Origin of the sequence: Novosphingobium organovorum, assembly GCF_022832435.1 — a bacterium.
In the GTDB taxonomy this organism is placed as follows: domain Bacteria; phylum Pseudomonadota; class Alphaproteobacteria; order Sphingomonadales; family Sphingomonadaceae; genus Novosphingobium; species Novosphingobium organovorum.
Genome location: NZ_JALHLF010000003.1, coordinates 43,222 through 61,976 on the forward strand (window position 1 = coordinate 43,222; position 18,755 = coordinate 61,976).

The following is an 18,755-nucleotide window of genomic DNA, read 5'->3' on the forward strand; positions in this document are numbered from 1 at the left end:
GGCTTTCCACGCGCCTTTGGACGCGCGCCGTTGTCCAGCGTGCGCCCGAACCTGTCCAAGGGTGGACATCAGCGCTTTTCCTTGGCGAGACGCGCTTCGCGCGCGGCGCGCATCTGGGCGAAATCGTCGCCCGCATGATAGCTCGAACGCGTCAGCGGCGAGGAGGCAACCTGGAGGAAGCCCTTCGCGCGGGCAATCGCGCCGTAGGAGTTGAACGCCTGCGGGGTCACGAATTCCGCGACCTTGGCGTGCTTGGGCGTGGGCTGGAGGTACTGGCCCATGGTCAGGAAGTCGATGTCCGCACAGCGCATGTCGTCCATCACCTGGTGCACTTCGAGACGCTGTTCGCCCAGCCCCAGCATGATACCCGACTTGGTGAAGATCGAAGGATCGTGGGCCTTCACTTCCTCGAGCAGACGCAGCGAGGCGTAGTAGCGCGCGCCCGGACGGATCGTGGGATAGAGGCGCGGCACGGTTTCGAGGTTGTGGTTAAACACGTCGGGACGCGCCGCGACGATCGCCTCGATCGCAGCGCGCATCTTGCCACGAAAGTCAGGCGTCAGGATCTCGATGGTGGTCTTGGGCGTCGCCGCGCGCAGCGCCTCGATGACTTTCACGAACTGCTGCGCACCGCCGTCGGGCAGGTCGTCGCGGTCGACCGAGGTGATGACGATATGTTCGAGCCCGGTCTTGAGCGCCAGCTCGGCAACATGATCGGGCTCGGCCGGATCGACCCGGCCGGGCATCCCGGTCTTCACATTGCAAAAAGCGCAGGCGCGCGTGCAGGTATCGCCCAGGATCATCACGGTGGCGTGCTTCTTGGTCCAGCACTCACCGATGTTGGGGCAGGCGGCTTCCTCGCACACGGTGTTCAGATTGAGGTCCCGCATGAGCTGGCGAGTCTCGCCGTATCCCTTGCTGGTCGGCGCCTTGACGCGGATCCAGTCGGGCTTGCGCTGACGTTCGGGCTTGGGAGCGGAGGACAGATCGTTCATTCCGCCCAGATAGTCGCTCATGGCCGGGCTTGCCACCCCCAATATGAAGCCTATTTGGATTGCGCTGTTGCTTTGTTTCGGCCCCGCAACGATCAGCAAGAAAGCCTGTTGTATCGTTTGCAGCCCAACCCATCGAGAATTCCAAGAAGGAGCCCCCATGAGCGAAACCCTGTCCCCCGTGCTGGATGGCCTGATCGACGGCTACCGTCGCTTCCGGTCGACCGGCTGGACACCGCACCGCGAACGCTGGGCCAAGTTGAAGGACGGCCAGGAGCCGCAGGTCATGGTGATCTCGTGCTCGGACAGCCGTGTCGACCCGACCCAGATCTTCGACGTCGATCCCGGTGAGATCTTCGTCGTACGCAATGTCGCCGCGCTCGTTCCGCCCTATGAAACGACGCCGGGCCATCACGGTGTTTCGGCCGCGCTCGAATTCGCGGTCCAGGTGCTGGGCGTGAAGGAAGTCGTGGTCATGGGCCACGGGATGTGCGGCGGCTGCAAGGCGGCGCTGAGCCAGAGCGTCAAGGACAAGGAGCCCGGTGCGGGCGGCTTCGTCGCCAACTGGATCGCGCTGCTCGACGAGGCGCGTGAAGCGGTCGTCCACGAGCACGGCACCACCGGCCGCCCGGCCGAAATCCAGATGGAGCAGGCTGGCGTGCGTGTGAGCCTGGCCAACCTGATGACCTTCCCCTGGGTGCGCGAGAAGGTGGAAAGCGGCGAACTGACGCTGCGGGGCACGTTCTTCGCCATCTCCGACGGTGTTCTGCACCTGATGGACAAGGAAACCGGCGCGTTCGAACCGATCACCTGACCGGCAGGCCGCGCCCTTTGTCCTACGCCTGACAGGGTTTTCGTCGCACGCAGGACAAGCACTGCAGAACACGGCGCATCGCCAAAAAAAGGGGCGCTGCGAGACCTGATGAAGGTCCTCGCAGCGCCCCTTTTTCGTGTCTGGATCGAACCGATCCCCGCGCATGGCGGGGGGGGGGGGGGGAGCAGCGCCGCAGCGCCCTGCCCCCCGCGCCGTGTTCGCAATCAGGCGCCCTTGCTGGCGGCGAAGGCTGCCCACAGGTCCGCGACCGGCTTGGTCGCGCCGGTCACCTTGGCGAAGCTCGCCTGCGCGTCGGCGTACTTGCCTTCGCGAACCTGCGCGATGCCCAGGCGCATGGCGACCTTGTTGGCATCGACGCCAGGCATGGCCAGAGCGCGCGCATAGAACCCTTCGGCCTTGGCGGGCTGGTCGTAGCTCAGGAACACGTCGCCCGCATCGGTCAGCACCTTGACCGAGGCACCGGGCTTGTTGGCTTCGGCTTCCTGGCCGGGAAGCGAGGCCCTGTCGGACTTGGCGCGCGCTTCGGTGTCGGCCTTTTCGGTGCCCAGATCCGATGCGGCCAGCTTGCCCTTGGCAAGGCCGGCGTCCATCACCTTGAGCGCTTCGCCCGGATAGGCGCGCGGATCGGCATCCTCGAGGTATTCGAGGAAGTCACGCTTTTCCTTGAGCGCGCCGGCATCGAACATCAGGCGCATGAGATCGAGGTTCTGCGCGGGCGGCAGGCTGGTCAGCTCGCGGATCATCGCGGCGGTCACGTACCATACGTCGGGCGAGGGATAGTTCTTGCCCAGCAGCGGCGAATACTGTGCGACGGTGGCCAGGTCCTTGGCGTCGAACGCGGTCTGCAGCGCGCGGCGCAGCAGCGTTTCGTTCGGCTTTTCGCCCGCGGCGATCTCGGCGTCGAGCTTGGCCTTGATGATCTGGTTGGCCGAGGCGGTGTCGCCGCTCTGGCGGTAGGCTTCGGCGATCAACATGTCGATATCGTTCTGCTGCGCGACGAAACCGGCGTCCTTGGCCGCCTTGAGGTACTGGATCGCGTGCGGCCAGTCCTTGGTGTTGAAGTAGCTCGCGCCGATTTCGTAGTTGAGCGCGCCGGCATCCTTGGCATCGACCTTGCCGCTCTCGAGGCGCAGCTGCGAGGCGTGGATCTTGAGCGCGTCATCCTGCGAGACGATCGCGAAGAAGCGCATCATGTCACCCAGCAGGTTCTTCTCGTCACCCGACTTGGCCAGTTCCTCGGCCTTCGCGAACGCGCCCTTGGCATCGCCGCCAAGCTCGGTGTTGATCGTGTCGGCGGCGGCCTTGATGGTGGTCTCGTTCGGGGTCGCGGTCAGCGCGGTGCGCCCCGCCTGCACGGCCTTCTGGATCGGCATCACCGCTTCGACGAACGGCTTGGAGTATTCGCCGGCGGCGCCCTTCTGCTCTTCCTTCTTCTTCGCGAAGGCGGCGGTGGGAGCCATGGTGGCGATCATGCCGCCCGAAAGAGCGACAGCCAGGGCAACTCGGGAAATCAGGAACGTGCGAGCCATAAACAGGCTAACTCCTCTTGTGCGACAGGAAGGCGCGCCGTTGCGCGATACTCCCGGAAAAAATCGGCTTACGTGCCGCGTGATGGCGGCGAAATTTCAAATTGGCAACCGTTGCGGCGCAATAGGCTTCACCGGCTGAACGCGTATTGAATGCCGCTGGTCGCATCAACGGGGCTCGGCTCGTCGCACCGGCAAGGCGGCGTAGCCTTGCAGGTACCCCTTTCGGCGCGAAAAAGCGGCGCTCCGCCCTTGAATTTGTGGAAAAGAGCGCCCCAAACGGCCCCTCGGGCAAGGTTGCAGTGGCAATCGCCCATGCCATGCCCTAGGGCAGACTATCCGTTCTGGAAAATTGCAGCAAAAGACGACAAAAGCGCGTGAGCGACGACACCGAAAAGACACCGCCGAGTGGCCCCGAGGGCGAATACGCCCGCGTCGACATCGTCGATGAAATGAAGTCGAGCTATCTCGATTACGCGATGAGCGTGATCGTGAGCCGCGCGCTCCCCGACGTGCGCGACGGTCTCAAGCCGGTGCACCGGCGCATTCTCTACGCGTGCCAGGAAGCGGGCTATGTCGCGGGCAAGCCGTATCGCAAGTCGAGCCGCATCGTCGGTGACGTCATGGGTAAGTACCACCCCCATGGCGACAGCGCGATCTACGACGCGCTGGCCCGTCTGACCCAGCCCTGGTCGATGCGCCTGCCGCTGGTCGATGGCCAGGGCAACTTCGGTTCGATGGACCCCGATCCGCCGGCCGCGATGCGTTACACCGAGGCCCGCCTCGACAAGAGCGCCAACGAACTGCTGTCCGACATCGACAAGAACACGGTCGATTTCGCAGACAACTACGACGGTTCGGAAAGCGAACCCACCGTTCTTCCCGCCCGCTTCCCCAACCTGCTGGTCAACGGCGCGGGTGGTATCGCGGTCGGCATGGCGACGAACATTCCGCCGCACAATCTGGGCGAAGTGATCGACGGCTGTTTTGCCCTGATGGACAATCCCGCGACCACGGTCGAGGAACTGTGCGAAATCATTCCGGGCCCCGACTTCCCGACCGCACCGCTGATCCTGGGCAAGAGCGGCGCGCGCAACGCCTATGTCACCGGGCGCGGCTCGATCGTCCAGCGCTGCCGCCATGAAATCGAGGAAGGTCGCGGCGATCGTCGCTCGATCGTGCTCACCTCGATCCCCTATCAGGTCGGCAAGAACAACCTCGTCGAAAAGATCGCCGAAGCGGCCAAGGACAAGCGCATCGAGGGTGTCTCGGACATTCGCGACGAGTCCAACCGCGAAGGCGTGCGCGTGGTCATCGACCTCAAGCGGGACGCTTCGCCCGAGGTCGTGCTGAACCAAGTCTGGCGCAACACGCCCGCGCAGTCGAACTTCGCGGCCAACATGCTCGCCATTCGCGGTGGCCGCCCGGAAATCATGTCGCTGCGCGACATCCTCAAGGCCTTCATCACCTTCCGCGAGGAAGTGATCACCCGGCGTACCAAGTTCGAATTGAACAAGGCGCGCGACCGGGCGCATATCTTGCTCGGCCTCGTCGTCGCGGTGTCCAACCTCGATGAAGTGGTGCGCATCATCCGTGGCTCGCCCAACCCGGCCGAAGCGCGCGCCAAGCTGATCGCCAAGGAGTGGCCGATCGGCGAGATCGCGCCCTATATCCGCCTGGTCGAGGCGATCGAGCCCAACGCCGAGGAATCGGGCGGTGTCTACCGCTTGTCCGAAATCCAGGTGCGCGCCATCCTCGACCTGCGCCTGCACCGCCTGACCGCGCTCGGCCGCGACGAGATCGGCGACGAGCTCAAGCAGCTGGCCGCCGCGATCGAGGAATACCTCTCGATCCTGGCCGATCGGGTAAAGCTCTACGAAGTCATGCGCGGTGAATTGAAGGCCGTGCGCGACGCCTATGCGACCCCGCGCCTGTCCGAGATCACCGCCGCTTTCGACGGGATCGACGACGAAGACCTGATCGAGCGCGAGGATATGGTCGTGACCGTCACCATGGACGGCTACATCAAGCGCACCCCGCTTTCGACCTTCCGCGCCCAGGCGCGCGGCGGCAAGGGCCGTGCGGGCATGGCGACCAAGGACGAGGATGCGGTGACGACGATGTTCGTCACCTCGACGCACAACCCCGTGCTGTTCTTCTCGACCGCGGGCAAGGTTTACCGTCTCAAGGTCTATCGCCTTCCCGAAGGCGGTCCGGCAACGCGCGGTCGACCGATCGTCAACATGTTGCCAGCGCTGGACAAGGACGAAACGATCCAGACCGTCCTCGCCCTCCCCGAGGACGAGGACGAGTGGGGCAAGCTTTCTGTCGTGTTCGCCACTTCGAAGGGCAACGTGCGCCGCAACTCGATGGATTCGTTCGCGAACATTCCCTCGAACGGCAAGTTCGCGATGAAGTTCGACACCAATCCCGACGGCACCCCCGGCGACGACTGGCTGATTGGCGTGGCCCTGCTCGACCCAAGCGACGACGTGCTGCTCGCCACGCGCAAGGGCAAGGCCATCCGCTTTGCCGGTGACGACGTGCGCGAGTTCACGAGCCGCACCTCGACCGGTGTTCGCGGCATGACGCTCAAGGACGACGACCGGGTGATCTCGCTCTCGATCCTGCACCGCGTGGGGACCGATTCGGACGAACGCGACGAGTACCTGAAGTTCGCGCCGTGGAAGGGCGAACGCGAAGGCACCTGCGCCCTCCCCGATGATCGCTTTACCGAGCTCGCCGAGCGCGAACAGTTCATCCTCACCGTCTGCGCCAACGGTTACGGCAAGATGTCCTCGGCCTACGAGTACCGCCGCACCGGCCGTGGCGGCCAGGGCATCACCAATATCGATAACATCGCCCGCAACGGCGACGTGGTCGCAAGCTTCCCCGCCACCCGTGAGCAGCAGCTCATGCTGGTCACCGACCAGGCCAAGATGATCCGCCTCCCGCTCGAGACGATGCGGGTGATCGGGCGCGGTTCGGCCGGTGTTCGCCTGTTCAACGTTGCCAAGGACGAGCATGTCGTCAGCGCGGTCAGCCTGAACGAAACGAGCGAGGACGACGAAGCCGAAGCGGGCGCCGCCGTCGATGCACCGGTTGCGGGCGACGGACAGGCTCTGCCTCCGGCCAGCGAAAGCGAAGGAGACGCCGAGGCATGAACGAAATCGCCTCGACCGGGATCGCCTACAAGATCCTGACCGCCGAGCAGATGGACGAACTGTTGGGCAAAGGCACCTTCGCCGGCGCACCGATCGACGTCACCGATGGGTACATTCACCTGTCCGATGCAGGACAGGTGAATGGCACGCTGGACAAGCATTTTGCCGGACAGGACAATCTGTTCCTCGCCGCGGTCAACCTCGACGCGCTCGAAGGCGCGATCCGTTGGGAAGTCGCGCGTGGCGGGGCGCTGTTCCCGCACCTTTACGGCGAACTGCCGTTGAGCGCGATCATCGGCTATGGCCCGGTGACGCGTAGCGAAACCGGTGAACTTGTGCTTCCCGGACACGCCGGACAGGCTTGAACCGCCCGGTTCCACGGGGCCGCGCGCCGCGTGAACCGGCGGAGGCAGCCTTTTAGAAGTTGTCCCAGTCGGTCAGTGCGCGCGCGTGGCGCAGACGCAGTTCGCCGGTCACGCCTGTCGCCAGGACAAGGTTGCCGAAATAGAACGCCAGCCAGGCAATCGGCGCCTGTCCGTTCTGGGCCGAGAGGTAGTCGGGCACGGTGATCTGCAACACCCCGCCGAAGACCACCAGCACCCCGCCGATCCCGACGCGCCCTTGCGCGAACGTGCTCATCCACGCGCTCGCAGCCAGGGCGCCGAGCAGCAGGCCATAGAACAGCGGCACGCTGGCATCGCTCTGGCTGGCCGCGACATAGCACATGGCCGGGGTCCCCAGCAGCAGCGCCGCAGCGCCTATCCGCCGGTTGAGATCGGGTGTTGCCGCGCGGTGGCGCAGGAAAAGCGTCAGCCCGGCTGCCCAGCCAAACAGCATCACCATCATCGTCGCGTCGGGAAAGACAGATGAAAGCCCGGTCGCCACGCCTTCGAGGCCCAGCATGAGCCCGAGCCCTTGCGTGTCGCTGCCCTTGTGGCGCAGCAGCGCATAAGCGGCCAGCAAGCCGAACGGCGCGCCCGACAGCGCCATCAGATAGAGCCCTGCAAGCGGCGTGCGGGTCAGCAGGACCCACCCGTAGAGGAACGCCAGCGCCAGGCTGCAAAGCAGCCATGGCCGGCGTTCGATGAGCGCGCGTCTGGGCATGGACCTTCGACCCCTTCTTCATTCGAGCGAGCGCCGGTGACGCGCGCCCGTTTGCGCGTCATTCCATGCGCTGTCCTTCAGGACAAGTCCCAGGGCGGCAGAAAGCCCCCGCGGCGCCTCGACCAAAGGGGGGGGTAAGCGGTACGTCCCCCACCAATCAGTCCCTTCCCGTCGGCTTGCAGAAGGGCTAGGCGCGATTTCATGACACAGAAGGTTCACATCATCGGCGGCGGCCTCGCCGGAAGCGAAGCCGCCTGGCAGCTGGCGCGGCGCGGGTTTTCGGTGCGCCTGTCCGAAATGCGCGGCACGGGCGAGCGCACGCCGGCCCATCAGGGGGACGGGCTTGCCGAACTCGTCTGCTCGAACTCGTTCCGTTCCGACGATGACGAAAAGAACGCGGTGGGCTTGCTCCACCATGAAATGCGCGCCTGCGATTCGCTCATCATGGCCGCCGCCCATGTCGCCGCGGTCCCCGCCGGGTCCGCGCTTGCGGTCGATCGCGAGGTCTTTTCGGCCGAAGTCGAACGCCGCCTGACCGCGCTGCCCAACGTCGAGATCGTGCGCGAGAGGATCGACGTCCTGCCCACGCAAGGCACCACGATCATCGCCACCGGGCCGCTCACCGCCGAGGCGCTGGCGCACAGCATCGGCGCGGCGACGGGATCGGACAGCCTCGCCTTCTTCGATGCCATCGCCCCGATCGTCTACCGCGACAGCGTGGACATGGACGTGTGCTGGATGGCCTCGCGCTGGGACAAGCCGTCCAAGACCGGCGGCGGGACCAAGGACTACATCAACTGCCCGATGAACAAGGAGCAGTACCTCGCCTTTCACCAGGCGCTGATCGACGGCGAAAAGACCGTGTTCAAGGACTGGGAAGCCAGCACCCCCTATTTCGACGGCTGCATGCCGATCGAGGTCATGGCCGAACGCGGGGTGGAAACGCTGCGCTTCGGGCCGATGAAGCCGGTCGGGCTCGACAACCCGCACTGGGCGACCGAGGAACACCCCAACGGACGCTGGCCCTACGCCGTCGTCCAGCTGCGCCAGGACAACAAGCTGGGCACGCTGTTCAACATGGTCGGCTTCCAGACCAAGCTCAAGCACGCCGAACAGGTGCGCCTGTTCCGCACCATCCCAGGGCTTGAAAACGCCGAATTCGCGCGGCTTGGCGGCCTGCACCGCAACACCTTCCTCAACTCGCCGGTCCTGCTCGACCGGCAGCTGCGGCTCAGAAGCGCGCCGCACGTTCGCTTCGCCGGCCAGATCACCGGATGCGAGGGCTATGTCGAAAGTTCGGCCGTAGGGCTCATGGCCGGTCTGATGACGGCCGCCGAACTCGCCGGTCGTCCCTGGACCACGCCGCCGCGCACCACCGCGATGGGTGCCCTGCTCGCGCACATCACCGGCGATGCCGAGGCCGAGACCTTTCAGCCGATGAACGTCAATTTCGGACTGTTTCCGCCACTCCACGACGTCAAGAAGAAGGCCCGCAAGGAAGCCTATACCGCCCGTGCCAAGGACGAAATCGGTCCCTGGCTCGAAACGCTCACCCACGCCTGAGGCCCTTGGCGGGGCGGCTGTCCAGCGCAAGACCGATTCGCCCTGCCCCCTGTCCAGCGGCAGACACCGTGTGGACAGCCCCCCGCGCGGTCACTTGCACGAACAGCGCGGCTTGGGTTTGGACGGAGGCGGTGCGGTACGGCGAAATTCGGCCGGGGTCAGCCAGTCGTCATGATTGGTATCGGCGTGATCGAACTTGTCGACCGTGGCCACCGCCCATTCCTCGAACGTCAGCAGGTTGTTGCCGTCCTTGTCGAGCTTGCGGAAAGCCTCGGTGCGGGGCGATAGCATTTCGTTGCGGGTAATGCGGCCGTCGCTGTCGCGATCGTAGCGGCCAAAACGCTTCTGTTCACGGCTGAGCTCGGTCGCCTCGGGCGGGGCGGGGCCGACCAGCCCGACCATGTCATCGCTGGCGACCGATGGGAGCGCATCGGGATCGCCGCTCCGGGTGGGCGCGGCTTCGGGCGGGGGCGCGGCGCGTTCCACTTCCGCGCGTCCCTGCCACCAGAACAGCCCCAGCCCGACGAGGCACAACGCCCCCAGAGCGCCCAGGACAACCCGGTTCATCGCACACCCCCCTGCTTGCCCGGCAAGGGTGGCGAAGAACGTGCCTTACGTAAAATTACAGATCGTTCACCGCCCCAGCAGGCCAACGCGAAGCGCCAGCAAAACCGCCCTCGGGGAGCGTGCCGCTTCTTCGGAGCCCTTTGCGTGGCGCCGTGCGGAGAGAACTTCAAGCACCTTGAGCGGGCGCAGCGCCCTGGGAACTGCCCCGGTGCCCGCGCCGTGCCCCAGTTCGATCAGCGCGGCGACATGCGCGCGCTCCTCGGCGTTGCGCAGCCGCACGGAAAGATCGGTCAAGCCCCAGGCCAGCCCCATCCGGCGCGCGGCCTCTTCATGTGGCGCACAGCCAACGCAGCGGGCAAAGGCCGCGAACGCGTCGCCGCGTCCCTGCGCCATCGCCAGGAGCGCCTCGGGCGCGAGCGGTGCCGGACGGGTCAGCGCTTCCCAGCCATCGACCAGCGCGATCGCGCCGCGGTGATCGCCATCCCAGTGGCGCATCGCGGCGAGCAGCGGTTCGCCGCCCGGCCAGGCCTCGCGGTCCTGCCCCAAGGTCTCGCGCCACCACGACAGGCGCAACTGCGCGAGCATCGGCTCCTTGGAGTGGCGCAGCAGATTGGCAAGCCGCGCGTCGAGCGCGAACAGACCCAGCGTCGCCATGCGATGGGGCTTGGGGGCATAGGCCAGTGCCAGGCGTGCGAGCGGCGAGAGCGATGCGCTGAGCGCATCCTCGATCTGTTCGTCGGACAGGACGGACGGGCGGGGAGCGGGGCTATCGGTAGACACAGTCCGCCTCTTACCCGTGCGCGTTAAGGTTTCAAGAGCCGTCAACCCCACGACCGCCACAAGCGGGTGCGTGCGCGACCCCGCCGAAAGCGGCCTTGTCTGCAATGTTTGACTGCAATCGATATCATTCGCCCTTTCCCTAGCTGCCCAAGCCTCCCTGTTAACCGTTGTTTTGGCGCTATTGTTAGGGTTTTAGGCCTATCGCCGGGGGCGACATCGTGGCGGACGTTTACCAAGCAATGATTTTCAAGGGGCGCAGGCGGATAGGGTTCGCGACCGGGCGGGCGAAGCGGGGCGTGCGCGCCCTGCTGCGGAGCCTTGCGGGCAACACGTTCATGATCTTTGCCGCCGCCATCGCGCCGCTGCTTGCCCTGGTCGGCGGCGGGATCGACATGGGGCGCAGCTATCTTTCCGAAACCCGCCTCCAGCAGGCCTGCGATTCGGGTGTGCTTGCAGCGCGCAAGGCGCTCGGTTCGCAAGTGGTCACCACCGGCACCGTCCCTTCGAGCGTGTCGGTGATCGGCAACCGTTTCTTCAATCTCAATTTCGCCAGCGGCGCCTACGGTTCGACCGCGCGCCGCTTCGCCATGACGCTGGGCAGCGACTACACCCTCTCGGGCACGGCCAGCGCTTCGGTGCCGACAACCATCATGCGCGTGTTCGGACAGGACGCCATCGACGTAAAGGTCGCCTGCGCGGCCAAGCTCAACTATTCAAACACCGACGTGATGATGGTGCTCGATACCACCGGATCGATGGCGCAGACCAATTCGGGCGACAGCCAGTCCAAGATCGCGATCCTGCGTCAGGTTGTGAAGGACTTCTACGCCCAGCTCGAAGGCAGCAAGACCCCCGGCGTGCGCATCCGCTTCGGCTTCGTGCCCTATTCGACCAACGTCAACGTCGGCTACCTGCTCAAGTCCGAATGGCTCGTCGACACCGGGTCCTACGAAGGGCGCGTGGCCAAGGACACCGGCAAAGTCGAGACGGTGACCAAGTACAAGTACACCTATACCACGATGAGCGGCACGCAGAGCGCCATCGCCGCCTATTTCGCCGCCGCCTGTCCCGGCAGCACCGCGACCTGGACGATGATCGCCTACGGATCCGGCAACGGCTACGAAGTATGGGACACCCGCGTCACCGGGACCAGCTACAGCTGCACCAACCACGATGGCGGCTACACCGTCACCGGCACCAACTACAATACCTACGTCTACCGCACCCTGAAGCAGCAGGACGGGACCGAGACCAAGGAGGTCTACAAGTGGCAGTACAAGGCGCTCGACGTCGACGTCAGCGCGCTCAAGGGCTCGACCGGCAGCGCGGCGTACAACGGCGGCACGGTGTGGGTGCGCATGTACGGCAACCCCTCGCCTACGCCGGACTACATGTCGGCCACGTTCAAGGGCTGCGTCGAGGAACGCGCGACCTACACGATCTCCGACTATGACAATGTCGACCTGACCAAGGCGCTCGACCTCGACATTGATGCGGTGCCCGATCCGAGCAAGCCGTCGACACAGTGGACCCCGATGCTCCACGAAATCTCGTTCGAGCGCGCGTGGAAGCCGACCGGAGGCGCCTGGTCGAAGACCCCGGTGATGACCACCGACGATTACCTCCAGGCCAGCAACTACGGCTTCACCACCTGCCCGGCCAAGGCCCGCAAGCTGGCCGAGATGACCGCGAGCGAGGTTGCCGCCTACGTCGATGCGCTCAGCCCCGATGGCAATACGTACCACGACGTCGGCATGATCTGGGGCGGCCGCCTGCTCTCGCCCACCGGGCTGTTTGCCGCGGAAAACGCCGATCTCGGCAGCGCCGCAACCTCGCGTCACATGATCTTTCTGACCGATGGGGAAACCGCGCCGTCCGAGTTCAGCTACGGCACCTATGGCATCGAGCCGCTGAGCCAGCGGCGCTGGTCATCCTCCTCGCCCTACACGCTCACGCAAACGGTCGAGAAGCGCTTCACCTTTGCGTGCAACGAGGTCAAGAAACGCAACATCACGGTGTGGGTGATCGGCTTTGGCACGCAGATGACCGACATGCTCAAGAACTGCGCGGGCAACGGCCACTGGTACCAGGCGGACAACGCCGTCCAGCTCAACGCCGCCTTTGCCTCGATCGCCAAGTCGATGGGCGATATCAGGATCGTGAAATGACGCCGCGCGCCCTGCCCCTGTTCGTCCTGCGGCGGGCCAGACGCCTCGCCCGTGCGCAAGACGGCGTGAGCGCGGTCGAATTCGCGCTGATCGCACCGATCATGCTCATCACCCTGTTCGGGCTCTTCGATCTTGCCTACAACGTCTACACCGCCGAATTGCTCGAAGGCGCGATCCAGCAGACCGCGCGCGATTCGACGATCGAAGGCGCCTCAAGCAAGGCCGCGGCGCTCGATGCGCGGGTGTCCACGATGATTCACGCCGTCGCGCCCGCCGCCACGCTGACCTTCACGCGCAAGGCCTATGCCTCGTTCGGCGACGTGGGCAAGCCTGAAGATTTTACCGATCTCAACGGCGATGGCCGCTGCGATGCGGGCGAGCCGTTCGAGGATGCCAACGGCAACGGCGCCTGGGACGAAGACCAGGGCAAGACCGGCCAGGGCAGCGCCCGCGATGCGGTGCTCTATACCGTGCGCGTGACCTACCCCCGCCCCTTCCCGGTGACCGCGCTGTTCGGTTTCGAGGACACATACACCATGGTCTCGCGCACGGTCCTGCGCAACCAGCCTTACGACATCAGCGAGACCAGCCCGAGCATAGGAAACTGCCCATGAGCCCGCTTACGCCGCTCTGCGCCGCTGCGCTGCGCCAGCTCTGGCGCGATCGCAGCGGCCTTGCGGTCACCGAAACCGCACTGGTGCTGCCGTTCTTTCTGGGCGCGGGGCTGTGCGGGGTGGAGCTGGCCAACTATTCGCTCGAGACGATGCGCGTGGGCCAGCTGGCGGTCTCCATCGCCGACAACGCCTCGCGCATTGGCGACACCTCGACGCTCGAGAACCGCAAGATCTACGAATCGGACATCAACGACCTGCTGCTCGGCGCGTCGATCGAGGCCGCTCAAGGGATGGGGCTCTTCGAGCATGGCCGGGTCATCGTGAGCAGTCTCGAGGTCAATGCGAACGGCAACCAGTACATCCACTGGCAACGCTGCATGGGCAAGCTCGCCGCGTCTTCCAATTACGGCAACCAGGGCGACGTGCTGACCAACGGGATGGGGCCAAGCGAGCGCGAGGTCATCGCCCTCACCGGCGAAGCGGTGATCTTCGTCGAACTGCAGTACGATTATCAGCCGCTCGTCTCCGACGCTCTGATCGGCACACCCCGGATTTCCACGGTCGCCTCCTTCACCGTGCGATCGAGCCGCGACCTGACCCAGATCTACCAGGCGGACAGCGACAAGCCGGACCCGATCTACACCTGCAACCTCTTCATCGACGCCTTTGCCTGACGCGCAGGGGACGCCGGAACGAAAAAGGGCCGCGCGGGGATTGCCCGGCGGCCCTTTTTTTTCGGCCGAACATGCCCGGACCGCAAGGCCCGAGCGGCTCGTTTCGGATCAGCGGTAGCACACCTTCTTGACCGCCGCGATCACGCGGTCGGTGTCGATCAGCGCGGCGTGCTCGAGGTTCGCGGCGTAGGGCAGCGGCACGTCCTCGTTGCACACGCGGGTGACCGGCGCATCGAGGTTGTCGAACCCTTCCTCCATGCAGATCGCCGCGATTTCCGAAGCGATCGAGCAGACCGGGAAGCCCTCTTCGGCCACCACGATGCGGTTGGTCTTGGCAAGGCTCTCCAGAACCGCTTCCTTGTCGAGCGGACGCAGCGTGCGCAGGTCGATGACTTCGGCGTCGATGCCTTCCTCGGCCAGCTTCTCGGCGGCTTCGAGTGCGAGCCCGACGCCGATCGAATACGACACGATGGTCACGTCCGAACCTTCACGCATGGTGCGCGCCTTGCCGATAGGCAGGACGTGGTCGTCAAGCTCGGGCAGTTCGAACGAACGGCCGTAGACCAGCTCGTTCTCAAGGAACACGACCGGATCGTCGCTGCGGATCGCGGCCTTCATCAGGCCCTTGGCGTCCGACGCGTCATAGGGCGCGATGACCACCAGGCCGGGAACGTTGGCGTACCACGGCCCGTAGTTCTGCGAGTGCTGCGCGCCCACGCGCGACGCAGCGCCATTGGGACCACGGAACACGATCGGGCAACGCATCTGGCCGCCCGACATGTAGTTGGTCTTGGCGGCCGAGTTGATGATGTGGTCGATCGCCTGCATCGCGAAGTTGAAGGTCATGAACTCGATCACCGGGCGCAGGCCGCCCATCGCGGCGCCGGTGCCGATGCCGGCAAAGCCGTATTCGGTGATCGGCGTGTCGATCACGCGCTTGGGGCCGAATTCGGCGAGCAGGCCCTGGGTCACCTTGTAGGCGCCCTGGTACTCGGCAACTTCCTCGCCCATCACGAAGACGCGTTCGTCACGGCGCATTTCCTCGGCCATGGCATCGCGCAGCGCGTCGCGCACGGTCGAGGTCTTCATGTTGGTGCCGTGCGGGATCTCGGGGTCAGCGGCGCGCGGCTTGGGTGCCGGAGCGCTGGCGGCCGAAACGTCCTGGATCACCGCCGAAGCGGGCGCAGCGACCGGAGCCGAAGCGGCAGGCGCTTCGATCGCCGAGGCGTCCTCGCCTTCACCAGCCAGCATCGCGATCACGGTGCCGACCTTCACCCCGTCGGTGCCTTCGGGGATAAGGATCTTGCCCATGGTGCCTTCGTCGATGGATTCGAACTCCATCGTCGCCTTGTCGGTCTCGATCTCGGCGAGGATGGTGCCCGAGGACACCTCGTCGCCTTCCTTGACCAGCCACTTCGCGAGCTTGCCCTCTTCCATCGTGGGAGAGAGCGCGGGCATCTTCAGTTCAATCGCCATCAGTAGCGCTCCACCAGGACGTCAGTATAGAGTTCGGACATTTCGGGCTCGGGCGAGCTTTCGGCGAAATCGGCGGCTTCAGTAACCAGCTTGCGGACCTGCTTGTCGAGATCCTTGAGAGCCTCCTCGCTCACGCCCATGCCGACCAGTTCGGCCTTGGCGTGTTCGATCGGGTCGCGCTTGTCGCGCACGCCCTGGACTTCCTCACGGCTGCGGTACTTGGCCGGGTCCGACATCGAGTGGCCACGGTAGCGGTAGGTGTTGAGCTCCATGAGCACCGGACCATTGCCGGCGCGCACGTATTCGAGCGCGACTTCGGCGGCCTTGCGCACTTCGAGCACGTCCATGCCGTCGACCTGCATGCCCGGAATGCGGAACGCGGTGCCGCGGCGGTAGAAGTGGGTCTCGGCCGACGAACGGTTGACCGCGGTGCCCATCGCGTACTGGTTGTTCTCGATCACGAAGATGATCGGGAGCTTCCACAGCGCCGCCATGTTGAAGGCTTCGTAGACCTGGCCCTGGTTGGCCGCGCCGTCGCCGAAGTAGGCCATCGCGACGCCGCCGTCCTCGTTGTACTTGTGCGCAAAGGCGAGGCCCGCGCCGAGCGGAACCTGCGCGCCGACGATGCCGTGGCCGCCGTAGAACTTGTGCTCGACGCTGAACATGTGCATCGAGCCGCCCTTGCCCTTGGAAATGCCGGCGGCACGTCCGGTGAGCTCGGCCATGATGACCTTGGGGTCAATGCCGTAGGCCAGCATGTGACCGTGGTCGCGGTAGCCGGTGATTACCGAATCCTTGTCGCCGTCGAGCGCCGACTGCAGACCGACCGCAACCGCTTCCTGACCGATGTAGAGGTGGCAGAAGCCACCGATCAGGCCCAGGCCGTACAGCTGGCCGGCCTTTTCCTCGAAGCGGCGGATGAGCAGCATCTGCTCGTAGAGCTTGAGCAGCTCTTCCTGGCTCGCCTTGTAGCGCTTGTCCGCAGCAAGGGCGGTCTGCAGGGTGTCGAGGGCGAAATCGTCTTCGGCGGCTGGCGTTACCGTCGTCTCCGGCGTGCCGGACGCGGCGTCAGTCTTTGTTTTACGCAATGCTGCTCCCCCTGGGGTAAGGATGGCTTGTGCCAGTCGATATAGGAAAATCGACCGCGCAGAGAAAGCGTTCCAAGCCCGAAATTGCGCCATTTCATAGCACTTTTTGTACCATTCGACGCAACTATGGTTGCAATAAAGTGCATCATCGCGGTTTTGTGCGGGGCGCGCCCACCCGATCAGTGGGGCAGCAGGAGAACCTTTTCGTCCGGACGGGCGACATTGAGATTGCTGCGCAGCAATTCGCCCGCCAGATCGGGATCGACGTGATCGGGCGCAAGCAGGTTCACACGATTGCGCAACTGGTCGCGCTGATCCTGCAACTGCACCAGACTGAGCTTGCGGGCTTCGAGCAGGCGCTGGTTCTCACCCCAGGCGAGCAGCCCACTGGGCCCGGCCACCGCGAAGCCGCCCATGAGCAGGAGCAGCGCCAGAGGCAGCCCCTGGACAAGCCGTTCACGGATGATGGAAGTGTCGCGGTGCATCGTCCTCATGCAATCGATAGAATCACAAGCGATTCGCGCTTGCAAGCCTTAATTCTAGGCGATTCGCAAAATCGGCGACAGAGCCCGGCGGTTCGGTCCGGCCCATCCGCGAAACGATTTGTGTCGATAACTGGCTCACAACCCCGAAACTGTTCCGCTCCCGCCCTGGGGGCGGGACCATCACTTGGCCGGTTCGCCGTCGGTTCGCGGCCCGTTGCCGATCGCCTTGTTGATCGCGATGAAGCGCGTGCGCAGATCGCCCTCGCACGCGACCAGATCGCGGCGGGCGGCGAGGACGCCGCGCTGCGCGTCGAGCACGGGCAGCGCGTTGACGTTGCCTGCCGCGTTCTGCGCCTCGACCAGCGCGAGGGTGCGCTCCGCGCTGGCGAGGCGCGCGGACAGCGCGGCATGGCGCTGGCGCTCGGCGGCATAGCCGTTGAGCGCATCGTCGATGTCCTGCCAGGCCTTGAGCACGGTGTTCTGGAAAGCGACCGCCGCCTCGCGCTGTTCGAGCTTGCGCAGCTTGACGACGGCACGCCGCCGCCCGCCATCGAACAGCGGCAGGTCGAGGCTCGGCCCGATCGACCAGCTACGGCTGCCCCAGTCGAACAGGTTTTCGCTCTTGTACGATTCGAGTGCAAAGCTCCCGCCGAGCCGGATGCTGGGATAGAGGTCGGCCTGCGCCACCCCGATCTGCGCTGTCGCCGCATGGAGCTGCGCCAGGGCGGCGCGCACGTCGGGCCGCGCGAGCGCCACTTGCGAGGGCAGGCCGGGTGAGAAGTCGGGCTCGGTGCGGGGCAGCGCGGCCCCCGCGTCGCCGAGCAAGCCCTGAAGGGTTCCGGGATGATCGCCCACCAACACCGCCAGCGCGTTGAGCCATTGCGCCTCGCTGGCCTGAAGCGTGGGCAGGTTCGCGCGCAGTGCGGCGAGCTGGTTGTGTTCGGTCTCGAGCGCGGTGTGATCCTCGAGTCCGCCCGCAACGCGCGCGTCCACGATCGCCTCACGCTCGCTCAACGCGGCGATATCCTGCCGGGTGTAGCCGATCTGGCGCTGGACCGTGCGCAACGCGACGTAGGCGCGCGCCACTTCGCTCGCCACTGAAAGCCGGGTGAGGTCGAGCAGCGCGGCCTCGCCCGCGACGTGCGCATCCCCGGCCTCGAGCGAGCGGCGCACCTTCCCCCACAGGTCGGGCTCCCACCCCGCGTCGAACCCACCCTGAAACAGCGTGAACGGATTGGCGAGGAACTTGGCCATCTCGTCACGCTCCGCCGAGGTGCCGATGACGTCGAACAGACGGGTGGAGGAACCGTTCTCGCTCAGGCGGTTGCGGGTGACGGACCCTTTGGCGTCGACCTGGGGCAGGAGCGCGGAGCCCGCGCTCTGGCGTTCGAGGCGCGCCTCGGCGAAATGCAGCGCGGCGCTGGCAAGATTCGCGTTGGCGGCCAGCGCCCGCGCTTCGAGCCCGTCGAGCACGGGATCACCCCAGAGCGTCCACCAGCTTTCGGGCAAAGCCGCGCCGTGCGGCAGGGCCTCGTGCAGCGCCGCGTCACCTGAACGCCAGCTCGACCAGTCGGCCGGCGCCGCGACCTGCGGCTTCGCGAAGTCCGGCCCCATGGTGCAGGCTCCGACCAGCAGCAGGGCCGCCGCCGCGACCGTACGGCGCAGACCGGGCGCGGAACGAAGGAGGAGAAGCGAAGGCATGGCAGGCATCCTGGTTAC

Annotated in this window: 16 protein-coding genes; 7 read left to right on the top strand and 9 right to left on the bottom strand. The window is 65.6% G+C overall.

Going from position 1 to position 18,755, the window contains the following annotated elements; genetic code table 11:
• Nucleotides 1-68 precede the first annotated feature (68 nt).
• On the bottom strand, nt 69-995 hold the full coding sequence (gene lipA, locus MTR62_RS01685) for a lipoyl synthase (RefSeq protein ID WP_244016583.1): 927 nt from the start codon (nt 993-995) through the stop codon (nt 69-71).
• Between the two features lie 157 nt (nt 996-1,152).
• Between lipA and MTR62_RS01690 the strand changes: the two genes are divergently transcribed.
• Complete coding sequence (locus tag MTR62_RS01690; protein WP_244016539.1) at nt 1,153-1,806, top strand: carbonic anhydrase; 654 nt, start codon at nt 1,153-1,155, stop codon at nt 1,804-1,806.
• 224 nt (nt 1,807-2,030) lie between these two features.
• On the opposite strand, the gene MTR62_RS01695 is transcribed toward MTR62_RS01690, so the two are convergent.
• Nucleotides 2,031-3,356: a hypothetical protein gene (locus MTR62_RS01695; protein WP_244016540.1), complete on the bottom strand. Its 1,326-nt coding sequence runs from the start codon at nt 3,354-3,356 to the stop codon at nt 2,031-2,033.
• Nucleotides 3,357-3,730: 374 nt separating this feature from the next.
• Here MTR62_RS01695 and gyrA point away from each other — a divergent pair, with 374 nt between their 5' ends.
• Entirely contained in the window at nt 3,731-6,517 is a 2,787-nt protein-coding gene (gyrA, locus tag MTR62_RS01700) for a DNA gyrase subunit A (protein WP_244016541.1), read from the top strand.
• Nucleotides 6,514-6,882: a DUF952 domain-containing protein gene (locus MTR62_RS01705; RefSeq protein WP_244016542.1), complete on the top strand. Its 369-nt coding sequence runs from the start codon at nt 6,514-6,516 to the stop codon at nt 6,880-6,882. Before gyrA ends, MTR62_RS01705 begins: the two co-directional genes overlap by 4 nt.
• 52 nt (nt 6,883-6,934) lie before the next feature.
• Here MTR62_RS01705 and MTR62_RS01710 read toward each other — a convergent pair whose 3' ends face one another.
• Nucleotides 6,935-7,621, bottom strand: coding sequence for a hypothetical protein (locus tag MTR62_RS01710; RefSeq protein WP_244016543.1), 687 nt, complete (start codon nt 7,619-7,621; stop codon nt 6,935-6,937).
• Nucleotides 7,622-7,822: 201 nt separating this feature from the next.
• Between MTR62_RS01710 and trmFO the strand changes: the two genes are divergently transcribed.
• Nucleotides 7,823-9,184 carry a methylenetetrahydrofolate--tRNA-(uracil(54)-C(5))-methyltransferase (FADH(2)-oxidizing) TrmFO gene (trmFO, locus tag MTR62_RS01715; RefSeq protein WP_244016544.1) on the top strand — a complete coding sequence of 454 codons (1,362 nt, stop codon included), beginning with the start codon at nt 7,823-7,825 and terminating at the stop codon, nt 9,182-9,184.
• 90 nt (nt 9,185-9,274) lie between these two features.
• On the opposite strand, the gene MTR62_RS01720 is transcribed toward trmFO, so the two are convergent.
• Both MTR62_RS01720 and MTR62_RS01725 read right to left on the bottom strand, forming a co-directional pair.
• Nucleotides 9,275-9,751 carry an EF-hand domain-containing protein gene (locus MTR62_RS01720; RefSeq protein WP_244016545.1) on the bottom strand — a complete coding sequence of 159 codons (477 nt, stop codon included), beginning with the start codon at nt 9,749-9,751 and terminating at the stop codon, nt 9,275-9,277.
• Between the two features lie 66 nt (nt 9,752-9,817).
• On the bottom strand, nt 9,818-10,531 hold the full coding sequence (locus tag MTR62_RS01725; protein WP_244016546.1) for a hypothetical protein: 714 nt from the start codon (nt 10,529-10,531) through the stop codon (nt 9,818-9,820).
• A 296-nt stretch (nt 10,532-10,827) separates the two neighbouring features.
• Between MTR62_RS01725 and MTR62_RS01730 the strand changes: the two genes are divergently transcribed.
• From MTR62_RS01730 to MTR62_RS01740, 3 genes are read left to right on the top strand one after another with little or no spacing between them, the layout of a single operon-like run.
• Complete coding sequence (locus MTR62_RS01730; RefSeq protein WP_244016547.1) at nt 10,828-12,699, top strand: pilus assembly protein TadG-related protein; 1,872 nt, start codon at nt 10,828-10,830, stop codon at nt 12,697-12,699.
• Nucleotides 12,696-13,313: a TadE/TadG family type IV pilus assembly protein gene (locus MTR62_RS01735; RefSeq protein WP_244016548.1), complete on the top strand. Its 618-nt coding sequence runs from the start codon at nt 12,696-12,698 to the stop codon at nt 13,311-13,313. The genes MTR62_RS01730 and MTR62_RS01735 overlap by 4 nt, the downstream gene beginning before the upstream one ends.
• Nucleotides 13,310-13,987, top strand: a complete 678-nt coding sequence (locus MTR62_RS01740) for a TadE/TadG family type IV pilus assembly protein (RefSeq protein ID WP_244016549.1) — start codon at nt 13,310-13,312, stop codon at nt 13,985-13,987. Before MTR62_RS01735 ends, MTR62_RS01740 begins: the two co-directional genes overlap by 4 nt.
• Before the next feature lie 108 nt (nt 13,988-14,095).
• Here MTR62_RS01740 and MTR62_RS01745 read toward each other — a convergent pair whose 3' ends face one another.
• The 4 genes from MTR62_RS01745 to MTR62_RS01760 form a co-directional block, all read right to left on the bottom strand.
• Nucleotides 14,096-15,463, bottom strand: coding sequence for a pyruvate dehydrogenase complex E1 component subunit beta (locus MTR62_RS01745; protein ID WP_244016550.1), 1,368 nt, complete (start codon nt 15,461-15,463; stop codon nt 14,096-14,098).
• Nucleotides 15,463-16,551 carry a pyruvate dehydrogenase (acetyl-transferring) E1 component subunit alpha gene (pdhA, locus tag MTR62_RS01750; protein WP_244016551.1) on the bottom strand — a complete coding sequence of 363 codons (1,089 nt, stop codon included), beginning with the start codon at nt 16,549-16,551 and terminating at the stop codon, nt 15,463-15,465. The genes MTR62_RS01745 and pdhA overlap by 1 nt, the downstream gene beginning before the upstream one ends.
• Nucleotides 16,552-16,730: 179 nt before the next feature.
• Complete coding sequence (locus tag MTR62_RS01755) at nt 16,731-17,036, bottom strand: FtsB family cell division protein (RefSeq protein WP_407672573.1); 306 nt, start codon at nt 17,034-17,036, stop codon at nt 16,731-16,733.
• Between the two features lie 180 nt (nt 17,037-17,216).
• A complete protein-coding gene (locus MTR62_RS01760) occupies nt 17,217-18,737 on the bottom strand; it encodes an efflux transporter outer membrane subunit (RefSeq protein ID WP_244016553.1) in 1,521 nt (506 codons plus the stop codon).
• Nucleotides 18,738-18,755: the final 18 nt, after the last annotated feature.

Excerpts from the sequence above, each read along its gene's own strand:
- lipA (WP_244016583.1), bottom strand. The coding sequence starts at position 995 with ATGAACGATCTGTCCTCCGCTCCCAAGCCCGAACGTCAGCGCAAGCCC.
- MTR62_RS01690 (WP_244016539.1), top strand. The coding sequence starts at position 1,153 with ATGAGCGAAACCCTGTCCCCCGTGCTGGATGGCCTGATCGACGGCTAC.
- MTR62_RS01695 (WP_244016540.1), bottom strand. The coding sequence starts at position 3,356 with ATGGCTCGCACGTTCCTGATTTCCCGAGTTGCCCTGGCTGTCGCTCTT.
- MTR62_RS01705 (WP_244016542.1), top strand. The coding sequence starts at position 6,514 with ATGAACGAAATCGCCTCGACCGGGATCGCCTACAAGATCCTGACCGCC.
- MTR62_RS01710 (WP_244016543.1), bottom strand. The coding sequence starts at position 7,621 with ATGCCCAGACGCGCGCTCATCGAACGCCGGCCATGGCTGCTTTGCAGC.
- trmFO (WP_244016544.1), top strand. The coding sequence starts at position 7,823 with ATGACACAGAAGGTTCACATCATCGGCGGCGGCCTCGCCGGAAGCGAA.
- MTR62_RS01720 (WP_244016545.1), bottom strand. The coding sequence starts at position 9,751 with ATGAACCGGGTTGTCCTGGGCGCTCTGGGGGCGTTGTGCCTCGTCGGG.
- MTR62_RS01735 (WP_244016548.1), top strand. The coding sequence starts at position 12,696 with ATGACGCCGCGCGCCCTGCCCCTGTTCGTCCTGCGGCGGGCCAGACGC.
- MTR62_RS01740 (WP_244016549.1), top strand. The coding sequence starts at position 13,310 with ATGAGCCCGCTTACGCCGCTCTGCGCCGCTGCGCTGCGCCAGCTCTGG.
- MTR62_RS01745 (WP_244016550.1), bottom strand. The coding sequence starts at position 15,463 with ATGGCGATTGAACTGAAGATGCCCGCGCTCTCTCCCACGATGGAAGAG.
- MTR62_RS01755 (WP_407672573.1), bottom strand. The coding sequence starts at position 17,036 with ATGCACCGCGACACTTCCATCATCCGTGAACGGCTTGTCCAGGGGCTG.
- MTR62_RS01760 (WP_244016553.1), bottom strand. The coding sequence starts at position 18,737 with ATGCCTTCGCTTCTCCTCCTTCGTTCCGCGCCCGGTCTGCGCCGTACG.